Here is a 15,644-nt window from a genome sequence, read left to right as displayed (position 1 = left end):
GACGTGCGCCGGGTCACCGCCGTCCCGCGGCCCGCCGCGCGGGTCGATCCGTCCCCCCCCCCCCCCCCCCCCCCGCCCCCCCCCCCCCCCCCGCCCCCCCCCCCCCCCCCCCCCCCCCCGGGGGGGGGGCCGCTTCGTCATGCCGGCGGGCTCGTGCACTGATCCGCCCGTCGGCCGACCCGTCCCGCCCTGTCAGAGCCCCAGCACCGCTGTCGCGATGGAGAAGTAGATGACCAGGCCGGTGGCGTCGCAGAAGGTCGAGATGAAGGGGTTGGAGAACACCGCCGGGTCGGCGCCGATGCGCTTGGCGATCAGCGGCATCAGTCCGCCGACGACCGCGGCCATCATGCAGATCGCCAGCAGCGTCAGGCCCATCACGATGCCGACCGGCAGCCCGTAGAAGATCCCGGCGATCACCAGGCCCAGCGTGCCGAGCACGGACCCGAGGGTCGCGCCGATCCGCAGCTCGCGCCACACCACCCGCGGCAGGTCGCGCACGCGCACCTCCCCCACAGCGAGCGCGCGGGTCACGGTGGTCGCGGCCTGGTTCCCGGTGTTGCCGCCGGTGCCCGTGAGCAGCGGGATGAACAGGGCGAGCACCACGACCTCGTCGAGGCTGGCCTCGAAGAACTCGAGCACCTGCACGGTGAGGATCGCCGAGACGGCGAGGACCACGAGCCAGACGATGCGGCTGCGCACGATCTGCAGGATCGGCGTCGCGAGGTACGCCCGCGAGAGGGGCTCCGCGCCGCCGTGGCGTGCGGAGTCCTCGGCGTCCTCCTCCTCGATGATCGCCATCGCGTCGTCGATGGTGAGGATGCCGACGAGCCGGCCCTCGCCGTCGACGATGGGCATGGCCAGCAGCTTCTCCGCGAGGAAGCGCCGCGCGACCTGCTCGCGCTCCTCGCTCGCGCGGGCGAGGACCGCGGTGTGCGCAAGGTCGTCGATGCGGATCGTCCCGTCCTCGGCGAGGAGGCGGCGCAGGCCGACGACGCCGAGGACCTTCCTCGAACCGTCCACGACCGGCAGCAGGTAGATCGTCTCCGGCTCGTCGATGTGGGCGCGCACGTGCGCGAGGGCCTGATCGACGCTCTGCTCGGGATGCAGCGCGATGACCTCGGGCGACATATAGCGACCGATGGCATCGCGCGAGTACCCCAGGACGGTCGTCGTCATCGCGCGCTCGTCGGCGTCGAGCCCGTGCAGGAGTCGTTCGGCGACCGAGGCCGGCAGCTCGTCGAAGAGGGAGGCGCGGTCGTCCGGATCGAGGTCCTCGATGATCTGCGCGACCTGGGGGTCGCGCAGGGCGGAGATGAGCTCGGCCTGCTGATGGGGCGCGAGCTCCTCGAAGACGCGCAGGGCCTGCCCCTTGTCGAGCACCCGGAAGAGCAGGGCGGACTGCTCGGCGTCGCTCGTGCGCACGAGATAGACGAGATCCGCGACCGGCAGGGCGTGCGCCTCGTGCGCGAGACGCTCGAGGTCGGCCTCCCCGGTCGGGTCCTTCCTCAGCAGCGCGAGCACGGAGTCCAGGGTCGCGATCGAGGAGGTCATGCCGCCATTGTGGCCGAGATCCGCGCCGCGAGGGCACACGTGGTCCCCGGGTCCGACAGGACCACGGCTCAGCGCACGACGGGGTCCGCCGTCCCGGCGGCGAGGCGACCCAGGTCCTCGCGGTGGGCGGCGCCCTCCCAGTCGCCCGGGGTCGTGCAGATGAGCGCCCCGCATTCGTTGCCGCGCGCCAGGCGGGCAGTGAGGTCCAGGCCTTCGAGGCGGGCGCTGAGGTAGCCGGCGACGAACGCGTCGCCCGCGCCGACGGTGTCGACGACGTCGACGCTGAGTCCGGGGACCTCGGCCAGCTCCACGTCGGGAAGAGTGTTCGCGTCTGCGCTCTTCTCCGTCCTCGCGGCGAGCGCACGCGCGCCCTCCGCGCCGCGCTTCTCGACCACCTCGGGGATCCCGTGGGCGTGCAGGGCGCGCACCAGGGAATCGTCTCCCCCGCGCCCCGCGTCCTCCCCGCGCCCTGCATCTCCAGCTCGCGCCGCGTCGCCTCGCGCATCTCCACTCGCGCCGGCGGCCTGCGCCTCCGCCGCAAGGGCGTCGGCGACCAGTGCGAGCTCGTCGGTGCCGCCGAAGACGATGTCCGCGGCGGCGGCGAGGCGCGCGAGCAGCGGGGCGGCGACCTCGCGCGGCGCGAGCGCGGAGCGCAGGTTCACGTCGAAGCTGATCAGCGTGCCCACCGCCCGGGCGCGGTCGACGAGGTCCAGCACGGCCTCCCGGGCCGAGTCCGAGAGCAGCGGGGTGATGCCCGTGAGGTGGAGGATCTCGGCGCCGGCGAGCAGGTCGTCGGGCAGGCCGTTCCCGTCGTCGCCCGCCAGTGCCGCGGCATCGAGGGCGGAGGCCGCCGAGCCGCTGCGGTAGTAGCGCACCGTGGTCGCGCCGCCGCTGGGGTGGGACTTGAGCATGAGGCCCGTCGGCCGCTCCGGATCGACGACCGCGCGCACCTCGACCTGCTCGGCGCGCAGCTCGCGCAGCACCCGGGTGCCCAGCTCGTCGGCCCCGACGCGGCTCACCCAGGCGACCGGGACGCCGAGGCGGCGCAGGCCGATCGCGAGGTTGCTCTCGGCGCCGCCGATGCCGATCGTCATGGTGCGCGCGTGCGCGAGGGAGTCGATGCCCTCGCTGTGCAGCAGCGCCATCGTCTCGCCGACGGTGACGACGCGCGGCGCCCCTCCCGCCTGCGGATCCTGGATGGGCGAGACCGTCACCGGCCCGCCTCCGTGCAGACTCCGACGAACTCGCGGGCGCGGTCGGCGAGCGCACCGAGGTCTCCGCCGCGGAAGGCGTCGCCGAGCAGGGGTCCGCCCACGGAGACCGCGTCGGCCCCTGCGTCGAGCCAGGCCCGGGCGGCCGCGAGGTCGACCCCGCCCGAGGGGATCACGCGCAGGTCGGGGAAGGGACCGTGCAGGTCCTTGACGTATCCGGGACCGACGATGCCCGCCGGGAACACCTTGACGGCGCTCGCGCCGGCCCGCCAGGAGGTGAACAGCTCGGTGGGGGTGAGGCCGCCGGGGACGATGGGCGTGCCCGCGCCGATCGAGGCCGCGATCACCGCGGGGTCGGTGACCGGGGTGACGAGGTAGGCGGCGCCGCCGTCGGCCGCGCGGCGAGCCTCCTCGGGTGTGGTGATGGTGCCGACGCCCAGGTCGGCCTCGGCCCCGAAGCGCTCGACGAGGCCTGGGAGGGCGTCGAGCGTGCCGGGGGTGGTGAGGGTCAGCTCGAAGCTGCGCACCCCGGCCTCCGAGAGGGTCTCGATGACCTGGGGGTACTGGGATGCCTCGCGTCCGCGCATGACGACGATCAGCCGTGAGGCGAGGGAGCGCTCGGGCAGCGGGAGGCGGTCGGCGGCGGCCGTCGGGAGGCCCGCGTCGGTCGTGGCGGCGGAGGTGCGGGGGTCGGTCATGGGGTGCTCCTCGGGTCGGAGGGTCAGCGGCTCGGAGGGTCTGGCGATCGGGCGGGCGCCGCTCACCAGTCGTGCACGGTGCCGTCGCGCAGGCGGTTCACCGGCAGGTAGGCCGGCTCGTAGGGGTGGGCGGCGGCGGCCTCGCGGTCCAGCTCGACTCCCAGGCCGGGGGTCTCCCCCGGGTGGAGCATGCCGTCGGCGAAGGTGAACGAGGTGCGGAACACCTCGAGGGTGCGCGCGGAGTGCGGCATGTACTCCTGGATGCCGAAGTTGTGGATCGCCAGGCCCAGGTGCAGGTGCGCGGCCATGCCCACCGGGGAGACGTCCGTCGGCCCGTGGAATCCGGAGCGGATGCCGTAGATCCCCGCGAAGGTCATCAGCTGGCGCAGGCCGGTCACGCCGCCGGCGTGCGTCGCGGAGGAGCGCACGTAGTCGATGAGCCGCTCGGTGATGAGGGTCTGGTAGTCGAAGACGGAGTTGAAGACCTCGCCGATCGCGAGCGGCGTCGTGGAGTGCTCGCGCACCAGGCGCAGCGCGCTCTGGTCCTCCCCGGGGGTGCAGTCCTCGAGCCAGAACGGACGGTACGGCTCGAGGTCGCTCGCCAGGCGGGCTGCCTCGATCGGCCGCATGCGGTGGTGGCCGTCGTGCAGGAGGTGCAGCTCGGGGCCGAACTCGCTGCGCACGTGCTCGAAGACCGTCGGCAGATGCCGCAGATAGGCGGCGGTGTCCCAGGTCTCCTCCTCGGGGCGGCGGGGCGCGTCCGCCGCGAGACGGCCGGCGGGCTCGTACTCGTAGGCGCCGCCGGGCGCGGAGTCGTGCACCCCGTAGATCTGGCCCAGGCCCGGCACGCCGGTCTGGATGCGCACGGCCCGGAAGCCCTGCTCGACGTACCCGCGGATCGCGTCGTCCAGGTGCTCGAGGTCGGTGCCCGAGGCGTGGGCATAGGTCATGAGCCCGGTGCGGCTCGCCCCGCCCAGCAGGCGGTACAGGGGCACGCCCGCGCGCTTGGCGGCGATGTCCCACAGGGCCATGTCGATCGCGGCGACGGCGGCCATCGTCACCGGTCCGCGCCGCCAGTAGGGGCTGCGGTAGAGGTACTGCCAGGTCGACTCGATCTGGGTCTCGTCGCGCCCGATGAGGGTGGGCGCGACGTGATCGCGCAGGTAGGAGGCGACAGCGAGCTCGCGGCCGTTGAGGGTGCCGTCGCCCAGGCCCGTCACGCCGTCGTCCGTGGTGACGATCGCCGTGACGAAGTTGCGTCCCGGGCTGGTGACGTCGACGTCGATGCTGCGGATGCTCATGAGAGTCCTCTCGGATGGTCGGTGGCGGAAGCGAGGCGGGGCACGGTCACATCGCCGGCTCGGGGTCGGTGAGGTCGCGGCCGGCGACCTCCTTCATCCAGATCGCGGCGAACAGCGCGCAGGCGCTGAAGAACGCGATGATCACGGCGACGGGGATCCATGAGCCGGAGGCGGCGGTGACCCAGGCGGCGGCGACCACGGGGGCGACACCGGTGGCGATGATGGCGGCGATCTCGCGGACGACGGCCGTGGCCTGGTAGCGGTTCTTCGCCCCGAAGATCTCGGGGAGGGCGAGGTTCTCCATGGAGGCCATCGACATCACGGACACGTTGTGGATGACCACGTAGCCGACGATCACCTTCCAGGTGGTGCCGCTGGAGATCGCGAGCATGCAGGGCACGACGAGCACGAGCGCGGCCGCGCTCGTCACCCCGTACATCGTGCGCCGGCCGAAGCGGTCGCCGAGGGCGCCGACGATCGGCACGGTCGCGAAGGCCACCAGCGAGGAGATGATGACGACCTCGGTCGAGAGCTGCTTGTTCAGCATCAGCACGACGGTGATGAAGGAGATCAGGTAGGTCTGGATCATCCCGGAGTTGCCGGCCTGCCCGAAGCGCAGCAGGAACGCCACGGCCACGGACTTGAAGGTCAGGGACTTCGCCTCGACCGCGCGGACGGCCTCGGCGGGGGCGTCCCCGGCCTCGACGTCGGCCGCCGTGAGGGCCTCCCCCTCGACGACGTCCTCGCGGGCCTCGAAGACGGGGCTCTCCTTCAGGGTGAGGCGGACCCACACGGCGAACACCATGACCAGGGCGCTCGCGACGAACGGGATGCGCCATGCCCAGTCCATGAGCTGCTGCTCGGTGACGGCGACCAGCAGGATCGCCCAGATGCCGGAGGCGAACAGGGTGCCGCAGTTGGTGCCGAGGGCGACCAGCGAGGCGATCACGCCGCGGCGGCGGGCGGGCGCGTACTCGGAGAGCATGACGCCGGCGCCGGAGATCTCGGCGCCCGCGCCGAAGCCCTGGAGGAGCCGCAGGACCACCAGCAGCGCCGGAGCCAGCATGCCGACCTGCGAGTACACGGGCAGCACGCCGATCAGGGCGGTCGCCAGCCCCATGATCACGATCGTGTAGAAGAGCACCTTGCGGCGCCCGATGCGGTCGCCCATGCGTCCGAAGAACCAGGCGCCGACGGGCCGCGCGATGTATCCGACGCCGTAGGTGGCCATGGCGCCGACCACGGCCATGCCCGGGTCGTCGTTCGCGAAGAAGAGCTCGCTGAACACGAGTGCGGCGGCCAGCGAGTAGAGCTGGAAGTCCATGAACTCCAGCGCCGTGCCCAGCCAGCCGGAGACGGCCGCGCGCACCAGGTCGCCGACGCTGCGCTCGGGCTGCCCGGTGCCGGTGGGGGTCGACGGGGAGTCGTCGGTGGTGGGGGCGTGAGTCATCGTGCTCCTTCGCGCGGTGCCCGGAGGCGGAGGTGGGGTGGGGGGGTTCTCGGGGTGTGGGGTCAGGCCCGACGGACGCTCGGCGGCCGGGGGCGCCCGGACCTCGCCGGGCCGAGCGCTGTCGGCTCAGAGAGCGAGCAGGACCTTCGCGGACCGGGAGGCGTCGCGGGCGGTCGCGAAGGCCTCGGTCGCGTCGGCCGCGGGGATCACCTGGGTGACGACCTCGCCGATCGCAGGGTCCTGGACGAGCAGCGTGATCGCGTCGTCGATCTCGGTGGAGAAGCGGAAGGTGCCGCGCAGCTCCGCCTCCTTCGCGAGCAGCGGGGCGAGGTTCACGGAGATCTCGGCGTCGGGGAGGATCCCGACCTGCACGACGATGCCGCCGGGGGCGACGGCCCTGACGGCCGAGCCGAGCGAGACCGGGGCGGCCGAGCATTCGAGGACGACGGGGAAGGACCCGGGGTCCACCTGCTCCTCGGTGACGAGGAAGGTGCGGGTCGCGCCGAGCGTCCGGGCGCGCTCGAGGGGCTCGGGCCGCACGTCGCCGACGACGATCTCTGAGGCGCCCGCATGGTGCAGCGCGGAGACGGCGAGCAGGCCGATCGGGCCGGCGCCGAGGACGAGGGCGGGGCGTCCGGCGACGTCGCCCGCAATGTTCACGGCGTGGATGGACACGGCCAGCGGCTCGGCGAGCGCGGCCGTCTCGAGGGAGAGGCCCTCGGGCAGGACGCGCACCATGTCGCGCTCGACGACGAGCTGCTCCGCGGCGGCGCCCTGGCGGTGCGGGAACACGCCCGCGCTGCCCAGGTAGTCGCCTCCGGGCCAGAGGTGCGGGCGCTCCTCGAGGCCCTCGACCGGGGCGCCGTAGCGGGCGGGGTGCACGGTCACGGGAGTGCCCGGGGCGAGCTCGCCGGAGGGGTCGAGGTCGACGGTCGCCGAGAGCTCGTGGCCGGGGACGAAGGGCTCCCGCACGAGGTTCTCGCCGTTGCGACCAAGGTAGTAGTAGTGCAGGTCGGAGCCGCAGATGCCCACGTACTTCACGCGCAGGCGCACCTGGCCCTCGGCGGGCTCGGGCACGGGCTGATCCTCATAGCGGATGTCCTCCGCACCATGGATGACCAGGGACTTCATCGTCGTTCCTCCTCGCGCGGGCTGCGCGGCGCCGGTGTCGGCGGCCTCTGTGGATCAGGTGGCGGAATCGCGTGTCGTTTTGTATGATGAAACGACAGTTCCGCAATGCGTGATCACTATAGGCCCGCCTCGCAGGTCGGGCAAGATCGCGCCCGCACCCCGGTCATCGCCGACCACCCGCCCGCTCCCGACGTGGAGCGCGGCGCACCCACCGATCCGAGAGGTCCCCATGCCGACAGCCCCCGGCTCCGACCCGACGCCCTCCTCCCCCGTCGGCAGCGTCGACAAAGCGCTCGTGCTGCTCGACGTGCTCGCCGAGGCGGGGCCCGACGGCCTCATGCTCCGCGAGATCGCGGAGGCGAGCGGCTTCCACAAGGCGTCCTCGCACCGCATCCTGCAGGCCCTCGCGCACCGGGGATTCGCCGTCCAGGACCCCTCCGACCAGCGGTACCGCCTGGGCAGCGCGCCCATCGTTCTCGCCGAGCGCTACTCCCGCGGGGACCATCTGCCCGCCCTGTTCTCCCCCGTGCTCGCGAGCATCAGCCGCAGCTCGCAGGAGCTCGTGCACCTGGGGACGATGGACGGCACGAACGTGCTCTACCTCGACAAGGTCGAGCCCGAGCGCACCCTTCGGGTGTGGTCGCGCGTGGGCAACCGGGCACCTGCCGCGCGCACGGCCCTGGGGCGCGCGATGCTCGCCGCGCAGGGAGTCCCCGGCGCCGCCCTCGCCCCCTACGCGGAGGCGACGACTGCCGACGGCGGCCTCGTCGTGCCACCGGCCCGCCTGCAGGAGGTCGTCGACGAGGCGAGGGAGCGCGGATGGTCGGCCGAGGTCCAGGAGAACGAGCAGGGCATCGCCTGCGTGGGCGTCGCCGCGCTGCGCTTCGACGGCCGGGCCGCGGCCGTGAGCATCACCGGGCCCGCCGAGCGCATGGACGCGCAGCGGCGCGCCGAGCTCGGGGCCCTGCTGCGCGAGGAGCTCGAGAGGCTGGGCCCCAGCGGGTTCACGGTGGTGGGGCGGGGCTGAGCCTGAGCAGGAGCCCTCAGCCCACCGCGTCCTTCATCGCCGCCTCGATGCCGTGGCGGGCGATCACCTCGAGCAGCTCGCCGACGCGCTCGGTGAACGCCTCTTCGAGGGGCAGGTCGTGCCCCAGGAAGCCGGCGTCGAGCACGGCGCGGGCGATCTCGTGCGGAGCGGTCGCGGAGCCGACGGAGCGCAGGATGCGCTCGCGGGCGGGCTCGTCGACCGTCTCCATCTCGGGGGTGACGGCCACCCCGTCGGGCTGGACGATCGTCGCGATCCACCCGGCGATGAGCAGGGCGAACACGTGCGGCATGCGCCCCTCGCGCAGGTGCTGGAGCGCGGCGACCGGGATGCGCTGGGGCAGGCGGATGGAGCCGAGCGAGGCGATGCGGGAGGTCGAGTCCGCGAGCGGCACGTTCTCCCAGCGCCGCACGAGCGAGGCGATGTACTCCTCGGGATCCAGGCCGTCGGGCAGCGGGATCGTGGGCAGGGCGTCGCGGCGGATCTGCGCGAGCACGGTGTCCTGCACGGCCGGGCGCTGCCAGGTGCCGGGGATGGTGGGGATCCCCTGGAGCACGCCCAGGTAGGCGAGGAGCGACTGCGAGGCGTTGACCAGGCGCAGCTTGACGAGCTCGTAGCGATCCACCTGGTCGCTGATCACGGCGCCGCCGGCCTCCCAGCCAGGGCGGCCGCCGGGGTGGTCCTCCTGCATGACCCACATGGTGAACTCCTCGGTGCGCACCGGGGCGTCGTCGCGCACGCCCAGCAGGCGCTCGACGCTGCGCCGGGTGTCGTCGGTGGTCGAGGGCACGATGCGGTCGACCATCGAGTTCGGGAAGCCGACGCGGGTGCGGACGAAGCGCAGCACGTCCTCGTCGGCCCCGGCCTCCTGGAGGAACTGCGTGACGACGGCGCGGGCGACGTCCCCGTTGCCCTGGAGGTTGTCGCAGGACTGGATCGTGAACGGCTCGCCGCTCGCGGAGCGGCGCTCGATGCCCCGGGCGATCGTGCCGACGACCGTGCGCGGGGCGTCGACTGATCCCGCGCTCGAGCCCGTTCCCGCGGCGAGGTCGGCGCGGATCGCCGGGTCCTCGAGGTCCAGGCCCCGGAGGTTGGGCGACCAGCCGTACCCGCCTTCGGAGACGGTGAGGGTGAGGATCCTGCGTGCGGGGTCGGCGATCTCCGCGACGACGGCCGCGGGGTCCTCGGTGAGGATCCCGAAGTGCCGGTGCACGTCGACGACCTGCGCGTTCTCGCCCTGCGGGGACAGCTGCAGCACCGAGTAGAGGCCGTCCTGCGCGGTCATGGCGTCGACGACGCCGCGGCTGCGGTGCCCGAACGCGCTGATCCCCCAGTCCCCGCCCGCGGCCTCCATCGCCCGCGCGGTGTACACGGCGGTGTGGGCGCGATGGAAGTTCCCGAGCCCCAGGTGGATCATGCCCGGGGTGGGCGGGGCGGAGACCCCGATCTGCGCGAGCGAGGGGAAGGTCGAACGGTTCAGGGGTTCCATGGCCCCATAGGTATCAGAACTCGTCCTCGTTGCCGTCGCTGAGCCACGCCCCGATCACCGGGAACTCCATGACGCGCAGGCGCGCCGTGCCGTAGGGGACGAGGCGCAGCCCGTGCACGGGACCGTGCTCGAGGACGGGGCTCGCCGGCGGCGGGGTCGCCGAGGCGCCGTCCGCCTGCCACTGGGAGAGGCGACTGCCGCGGGCCTCGAGGGTGAGGGCCTCTCCCGCGGCGAAGGGAGCGGCGGGGATCTCGCCGTGGCCGATCTGCCAGGCACCTGCCTGCTCGACGTCGGCGAGCGCCCAGCTCCAGTTCCCCCGCGGGTGGATCTCCCACTCCCCCAGGCCGGGGGCGTCCGGGACCTCCACCCAGTTCTCGCCCGGGTTCGCGACCATGACCAGCGGGCCCACGTGCACCGCGGCGGCCTGTCGCTCGCGCCGCTCGACGCGGGCGCGCATCGGCAGCGTGAGCTCGATCGTGGTGTCGCCGCGCCAGGCGCGCCGCAGCTCGACATGCCCGTCGGCCGACGGCTCGACCCGGACCTCCTCGCCGTCCACGACCAGTCTCGGCTCATCGCACCAGGAGGGGATGCGCAGGCGCAGCGGCACCTCGGCAGCCGCCGCGGAGGCCGGTTCCGACCGGTCTCCCCCGCGCACCAGGATCCGCACGCTGTCGCGGAACGGGTAGTCGGTGATCACGTCGAGGTGGAGGGGCCTGCCGTCCGCGTCGATGTCGATCGTGCAGGGTGCGTAGGCGACGGCGCGCAGGCCGCCGTCGGGGTCGCGCACCCAGAGGTTCGCGGCGAACTTGGGCCAGCCCTGGTGGAGGTTCGCGGTGCAGCATCCGAAGTGCGGCTCGAGGCCGAACATGTTCGCGTCGTCGCTCGAGAACGACCAGTCCCGGTGGGCGACGGAGACCTCGATCTGGGTGCCCTGCTGGTGGTACTGGTGGGCGAGCATCCGCGGATCGCACGAGGCCGCGAGCAGGTTGAAGGCGAGGGATTCGAGCCGGTCGCCCTGCACGACGTCGCCGTGCACCTTCGCGAGCACCTCGACCGTGTGCATCATCTCCACGACCAGGCAGGTCTCGATGCCGGCGGTCGCCTCGCGCCCGCCCAGCCACTCGTCGCCGGAGAACCAGCCGTGGGCCTGACCGTGCCAGCGCATGAGGTGGGCGAGGGCCTCCTCGGTGCGCGCGCGATGGCCGGGGTCGCCGTCGACGAGCTGGGCGGCGGCGCCGGTCTTGAGCCCCATCGCGACGTTCACGCCGTGGGCCGAGTGGGCGGAGACCTGGGCTTGACCGGTGATGACGCGCTCGATGAGGTGGGTGTCCCAGTCGAAGGTCTGGGAGAGGACGAGGCGGGCGAGGTCCTCGAGCCAGCCGCTCGCCTCCGCCTCCTCCGCCGGGAGGTGTGCGCGGGTCCAGGCGATCGTGAGCACGTCCTCGGCGCCGCGCGCCTTCGCCCACTGCGCGAGCGGGCGCGCGGGCAGGTGCGCGAGCTGGAAGCGGTGCCAGCGCAGCAGGAACGGCACGACGCGCGGATCGCCGGTCGCCTCGGCGTGCTGGATCAGCACCTTCGCGGCGACCATGCGCGGCCACCAGTCCTCGTCCGCCGTCGGCCCGAAGAAGCCGTCCTCGCGCTGGGATCCGAGCATCCATTCGATCCAGGGGCGGGCCTGGGCGATCAGCTGCTCGTCGCCGAGGACATGCGCGAGGGGGACGAGCCCGTCGAGGTAGTAGGGGCCGCGCTCCCAGCTCTCGCCGTCCCCGCCGAGCCAGCCGCTGTCGGGTCCGACGTCCGGCCAGACCTCGGGCAGACGTCCGGTGATTCCGTCGGCCTGCAGCCGCAGTTGCCGTTCGAGCCAGCCGCGCGGCCGGATCGTGCCGAGCGGGAGGGCGGTCGCGATCTCGGGGAGCGGGTTCCAGGTGCCGCTCATGCGCCGGCCTGCCCGGTGACGAAGCCGCGGATCACCGCGGCATCGAGCTTCGGCCGACGGTCGGCGGTCGCGAGGCCGTTGGCTTCCTGCTGCGTGTCGGTGAGCTGGGTGTAGCAGAAGCCGGCGAGGACGGGGCTCGCGGTGACGGCCTCGAACAGTCCGCCGACGCGCTCGGTGAACTCCTCCTCGCTGCCGACGACCGCGTACCCCCAGGTCTCGGCCACGGCGAAGGCGATGCCGCCGAACTCGGTGAGCATCACGGGGACGTCGGGGCCGAGCTCGGTCGCGCCGTCGAGGACGGGCCTGCGCCCCTGCGGTCCCATGCCGGTGAGCGTGCGCTCGAGGGCGGCGGCGTCGACGTAGTGGGCGCGCAGCCGCGGCGGATCGGTGCAGTAGTCGTGGACGGTGAGCAGGTCGCCGCCGGTGTGCTCGTACCCGTCGTTGGAGACGACGGGCCGACTCGGGTCGAGCGCCCGCGTCAGGGCGGTCATGGCGAGGGCGAGCTGGCGCTGTCCGGGATGGTCGGCGAGGTCGCGCACGCCCCAGCTCTCGTTGATCGGCACCCAGGTGACGATGCTCGGATGGGCGCGGTACTGGGCGATGATCTCGGCCCATTCGGCGCTGAGCGCCGAGACCGCGCGCGGCGAGTACGTATAGGCGTTCGCGGTCTCGCCCCAGATCATCAGGCCCAGGCGGTCGGCCTGGAACAGCAGGCGCGGGTCCTCGGTCTTCTGGTGGATGCGGGCGGCGTTGAAGCCCAGATCGAGGATCAGCTCGACCTCCTCGCGGCAGGCATCGGCCGACGGCGGGGTGAGGTGCGTGCCCGGCCAGAAGCCCTGCTCGAGGACGGACCGCACGTAGCAGGGCTCGTCGTTCAGGAGGAACCAGCCGCGATCGACGCCGACGGTGCGAAGACCCAGGTAGCCGAAGGCTTCGTCGCGGATGGCGCCCGCGCCCGCTTCCGCGCCGTCGTCGTCGCTCGCGAGCACGAGGATGCGAGCGTCCACGAGGTGCGGGTGTCCGGGCCGCCACAGCAGGCGGTCGCGGGCCTGGGTGTTGCGCAGCGCGGAGATCTCGACGGCCCCGGCGACGCGGGGCTCCACGGCGTCGAGCTCGATCGCGCCGAGCTGCTCGGTGCCGCGATCCGTCGTGCTGCTGAGCTCGACGCGCACCCGGGTGCCAGGGCGGGGTCGACGGGCCAGGTCGACGACGACCTCGACCCGGCAGCGGGCGAGGTCGGTCTCGGCGGTGAAGGCGGTGACGTGCTGCTCGGGCACGATCTCGATCCAGACGCTGCGCCAGATGCCGGTGGTGCGCTCGTACCAGATGCCGTGGGGCCGCTCCTCCCAGTCCTGCTTGCCGTGGGGCAGGTCGACGTCGTGGGGGTCGTCGAAGGCGCGGACGACGATCACCGCGGTGCCGTCGTCGGCGAGGTGGTCGGTGAGGTCGACGGTGAAGGCGGTCTGCCCGCCGGTGTGCTGCCCGGCGAGCCGGCCGTTGACCCACACCATGGCCTCGTGGTCGACCGCGCCGAGGTGCAGCAGGGCGCGATGCCCCGCGGGCGGGGAGACTCGGGCGGTGCGTCGGTACCAGACGACGGGGTGGAAGCCGCGGTCGCCGATCCCGGAGGCCTCGCACTCGGGGACGAAGGGCACCTGGATCTGTCGGTCGAGCGGGTCGGGCCGGGTGGCGTCGGACGCGCCCGCGGCCGCCGATCCGCCGGCGAACCAGTGCTCGGCGAGGCCGCGGTCCTCGTCGTCATGGGCGAAGTCCCAGGTCCCGTCGAGGCTGGTCCAGTTCTCACGGATCAGGGTGGGGCGGGGGTGGGTGCCGTCCTGGGCGGAGGCGCGCAGGGGCGTGCCGGCGGTCGCGCGAGCAGTCATCGTCGAATGCCTTTCGAGGGTGCGGGGCTCCGACGCTACCGGCCCGCGAAGCCCGAGGCCAGAGGTTCTCTCCACGTGGGAATATCCGTGTCCGTCGACGGGAGGGTTCCGCACAGCGGATCCACAGCCGGGCGACAGCGGGGGCTCGATGGACGCTCGCTACGTTCGCCCGATGCACCGACCCGCACCGCACTCCCCTGCCCGGGACACCCCTTCCCAGGACGCCGACGCCCGGCCCCACTCCCACCGCGCGCCCACCCGTCGCTCCGTCCTGCTCGGCGCGGGGGCGGGCGCCGCAGGCCTCGCGCTGGCCGGCTGCCAGAACTCGGGCGGGTCGTCGGACGCTGCGGCGAAGACCCCGCAGGTGACGATCTCCGAGTTCGAGAACGCACGCGGGGACTGGACCATCTGGCAGGTGTCCTACGACCTCGACGACGGCGAGTCGAACCCCGAGCTCTACACCGAGGCGACGCAGACGGCGCGGCACGAGGCGCTCGAGGCGAAGAAGTCCGAGGGCGGCTGGACCGCACAGAACCCGCTGCTGGTGCTCGACCCCTACGGCACCACCCGCACCGGGCTCTACGTGCACTTCGCGGACGACTCGGCGGGCGAGCTCTCCTTCGTCGACGCCGTCGCCGATGCCGAGGACTTCGCCAAGACCGCCGCGAACCATGCGGAGACGGGCTTCGAGGGCCTGCTCGTCGGCCTGGTCCCCGGAGCGACCAACACCCTCGCCCTCACCTGGCGGCCGAAGAACGGGCAGGCCGTGCGTGGGACCCTGAGCATCCGCACGCCCACCACCGCCTCGGGCTACTCCTCGACCATCTCCGCCGACGTGAAGGATGCGGAGGCGCTGACCGAGGGCTTGTTCGCCATGTCCGGGATCTCCGGGCCGGGCAACAACTCCTTCCTCATGGACAACGCGGGGGTCATGCGCGCCGAGCTCGCCTCGACCACCTCCGCCCAGCACCACCTGGTGGTCGAGGACGGCCGCATCGTCACCACTACGGGCAGTGCGCAGGTCTCGGTGCTGGACCATCTGGGCCACGCCGGCACGATCATCGACCTCGGGAAGCAGTCCGTGCACCACGACCTGGACGTGGTGGGCGACGCCGCGTTCGTGCTGACGTCGGTCACCAGCAGCGGACGCTCCGAGGACCGGGTGACCCGGGTGGACCTGAGCACGGGGGACGTGGAGGAGGTGGTCGACCTCCAGAAGGTGTTCCCCGAGTATGAGAAGCTCGCGCACGCCCGCACCGGCGACGGGCTCGGGGACCCCGTCGCGACCGGTGAGGACTGGATCCACATCAACACCCTCCAGATCATCGACGACGTCATGTACCTGTCCTCGCGCGAGACCTCCACGGCCTTCGCCCTCGAGAACGCGTTGGAAGCCGACTCCACACCGAGCGTGCGGTGGATGCTCGGGGCGGAGGGTCTCTGGGAGGGCACCGGCTACGAGGGGAAGTTCCTCGAGCCCTCCGGGTCGATGATCGGCAACGCGGGTCAGCACTCGGTGCACCGCGTCGACGACGACTCCCTGACCGACGGGCAGTTCTACCTGGAGATGTTCAACAACAACTACTGGTACGTGGGCACACGCAATGAGGTGGACTGGAAGGACGAGGGGCCGGACAACGCTTCGACGGACGAGCTCGAGGGCACGAGCCACATGCTGCGCTACCTGGTCGACGAGAACACCTGGAGCTATACCGAGGACCTCGCGGTCGAGGTGCCCTACTCCTCCGTGGTCTCCAACGTGCTCCGACTGGGCAACGGGGGCATCGACGAGAACGCCGTGGTGAACTCCGGGAAGTCCGGTGTGTTCTCCGAGCGCGACGCGGAGGGCGCGGTGCTCGCCTCCTACCGCTATGACACCTCCAACCTGGGCTACAGGGTCTACAAGGACACCTTCGAGGGCTTCTGGTACGCCGCGTCCTGATCTTCTG

Annotated in this window: 11 protein-coding genes; 2 read left to right on the top strand and 9 right to left on the bottom strand. The window is 72.8% G+C overall.

Annotated elements, in window-relative coordinates; translation table 11 throughout:
• Positions 1–192: 192 nt before the first annotated feature.
• The 6 genes from mgtE to ACFQ53_RS01545 all read right to left on the bottom strand — a co-directional run bounded on the left by mgtE (position 193) and on the right by ACFQ53_RS01545 (position 7,342).
• Positions 193–1,551, bottom strand: a complete 1,359-nt coding sequence (gene mgtE, locus ACFQ53_RS01570) for a magnesium transporter (RefSeq protein ID WP_377854344.1) — start codon at positions 1,549–1,551, stop codon at positions 193–195.
• A gap of 68 nt (positions 1,552–1,619) precedes the next feature.
• Positions 1,620–2,765 carry a sugar kinase gene (locus ACFQ53_RS01565; RefSeq protein ID WP_377854341.1) on the bottom strand — a complete coding sequence of 382 codons (1,146 nt, stop codon included), beginning with the start codon at positions 2,763–2,765 and terminating at the stop codon, positions 1,620–1,622.
• Complete coding sequence (locus ACFQ53_RS01560; RefSeq protein ID WP_377854338.1) at positions 2,762–3,460, bottom strand: bifunctional 4-hydroxy-2-oxoglutarate aldolase/2-dehydro-3-deoxy-phosphogluconate aldolase; 699 nt, start codon at positions 3,458–3,460, stop codon at positions 2,762–2,764. The genes ACFQ53_RS01565 and ACFQ53_RS01560 overlap by 4 nt, the downstream gene beginning before the upstream one ends.
• A 62-nt stretch (positions 3,461–3,522) precedes the next feature.
• On the bottom strand, positions 3,523–4,761 hold the full coding sequence (gene manD / locus ACFQ53_RS01555) for a D-mannonate dehydratase ManD (protein ID WP_377854335.1): 1,239 nt from the start codon (positions 4,759–4,761) through the stop codon (positions 3,523–3,525).
• Between the two features lie 46 nt (positions 4,762–4,807).
• The gene (locus ACFQ53_RS01550; protein ID WP_249478118.1) at positions 4,808–6,211 is read right to left on the bottom strand and encodes an MFS transporter; all 1,404 of its coding nucleotides are present in this window, start codon (positions 6,209–6,211) and stop codon (positions 4,808–4,810) included.
• A 126-nt stretch (positions 6,212–6,337) separates the two neighbouring features.
• Positions 6,338–7,342, bottom strand: coding sequence for an L-idonate 5-dehydrogenase (locus tag ACFQ53_RS01545; protein ID WP_377854330.1), 1,005 nt, complete (start codon positions 7,340–7,342; stop codon positions 6,338–6,340).
• 229 nt (positions 7,343–7,571) lie between these two features.
• Between ACFQ53_RS01545 and ACFQ53_RS01540 the strand changes: the two genes are divergently transcribed.
• On the top strand, positions 7,572–8,369 hold the full coding sequence (locus ACFQ53_RS01540) for an IclR family transcriptional regulator (RefSeq protein ID WP_377854327.1): 798 nt from the start codon (positions 7,572–7,574) through the stop codon (positions 8,367–8,369).
• Between the two features lie 16 nt (positions 8,370–8,385).
• Here the strand turns inward: ACFQ53_RS01540 and ACFQ53_RS01535 are convergent, their stop codons facing one another.
• From ACFQ53_RS01535 to ACFQ53_RS01525, 3 genes are read right to left on the bottom strand one after another with little or no spacing between them, the layout of a single operon-like run.
• Entirely contained in the window at positions 8,386–9,876 is a 1,491-nt protein-coding gene (locus ACFQ53_RS01535) for a mannitol dehydrogenase family protein (protein ID WP_377854324.1), read from the bottom strand.
• A 13-nt stretch (positions 9,877–9,889) separates the two neighbouring features.
• Positions 9,890–11,812, bottom strand: a complete 1,923-nt coding sequence (locus ACFQ53_RS01530) for a hypothetical protein (RefSeq protein ID WP_377854321.1) — start codon at positions 11,810–11,812, stop codon at positions 9,890–9,892.
• A complete protein-coding gene (locus ACFQ53_RS01525) occupies positions 11,809–13,695 on the bottom strand; it encodes a glycoside hydrolase family 2 protein (RefSeq protein ID WP_377854318.1) in 1,887 nt (628 codons plus the stop codon). The genes ACFQ53_RS01530 and ACFQ53_RS01525 overlap by 4 nt, the downstream gene beginning before the upstream one ends.
• Before the next feature lie 172 nt (positions 13,696–13,867).
• Here ACFQ53_RS01525 and ACFQ53_RS01520 point away from each other — a divergent pair, with 172 nt between their 5' ends.
• Positions 13,868–15,637: an aryl-sulfate sulfotransferase gene (locus ACFQ53_RS01520; RefSeq protein WP_377854315.1), complete on the top strand. Its 1,770-nt coding sequence runs from the start codon at positions 13,868–13,870 to the stop codon at positions 15,635–15,637.
• The last annotated feature ends 7 nt before the right edge of the window (positions 15,638–15,644 follow it).

The sequence above is a fragment of the Brachybacterium sp. NPDC056505 genome (assembly GCF_042794925.1).
In the GTDB taxonomy this organism is placed as follows: Bacteria; Actinomycetota; Actinomycetes; order Actinomycetales; family Dermabacteraceae; genus Brachybacterium; species Brachybacterium kimchii.
Note: the sequence above shows the minus strand (reverse complement) of the source record. Positions and strands in the feature narration are given on the sequence as shown.

Coding starts and splice junctions, on each gene's coding strand:
- mgtE (WP_377854344.1), bottom strand. CDS start 1,551: ATGACCTCCTCGATCGCGACCCTGGACTCCGTGCTCGCGCTGCTGAGG.
- ACFQ53_RS01560 (WP_377854338.1), bottom strand. CDS start 3,460: ATGACCGACCCCCGCACCTCCGCCGCCACGACCGACGCGGGCCTCCCG.
- manD (WP_377854335.1), bottom strand. CDS start 4,761: ATGAGCATCCGCAGCATCGACGTCGACGTCACCAGCCCGGGACGCAAC.
- ACFQ53_RS01550 (WP_249478118.1), bottom strand. CDS start 6,211: ATGACTCACGCCCCCACCACCGACGACTCCCCGTCGACCCCCACCGGC.
- ACFQ53_RS01545 (WP_377854330.1), bottom strand. CDS start 7,342: ATGAAGTCCCTGGTCATCCATGGTGCGGAGGACATCCGCTATGAGGAT.
- ACFQ53_RS01540 (WP_377854327.1), top strand. CDS start 7,572: ATGCCGACAGCCCCCGGCTCCGACCCGACGCCCTCCTCCCCCGTCGGC.
- ACFQ53_RS01535 (WP_377854324.1), bottom strand. CDS start 9,876: ATGGAACCCCTGAACCGTTCGACCTTCCCCTCGCTCGCGCAGATCGGG.
- ACFQ53_RS01530 (WP_377854321.1), bottom strand. CDS start 11,812: ATGAGCGGCACCTGGAACCCGCTCCCCGAGATCGCGACCGCCCTCCCG.
- ACFQ53_RS01525 (WP_377854318.1), bottom strand. CDS start 13,695: ATGACTGCTCGCGCGACCGCCGGCACGCCCCTGCGCGCCTCCGCCCAG.
- ACFQ53_RS01520 (WP_377854315.1), top strand. CDS start 13,868: ATGCACCGACCCGCACCGCACTCCCCTGCCCGGGACACCCCTTCCCAG.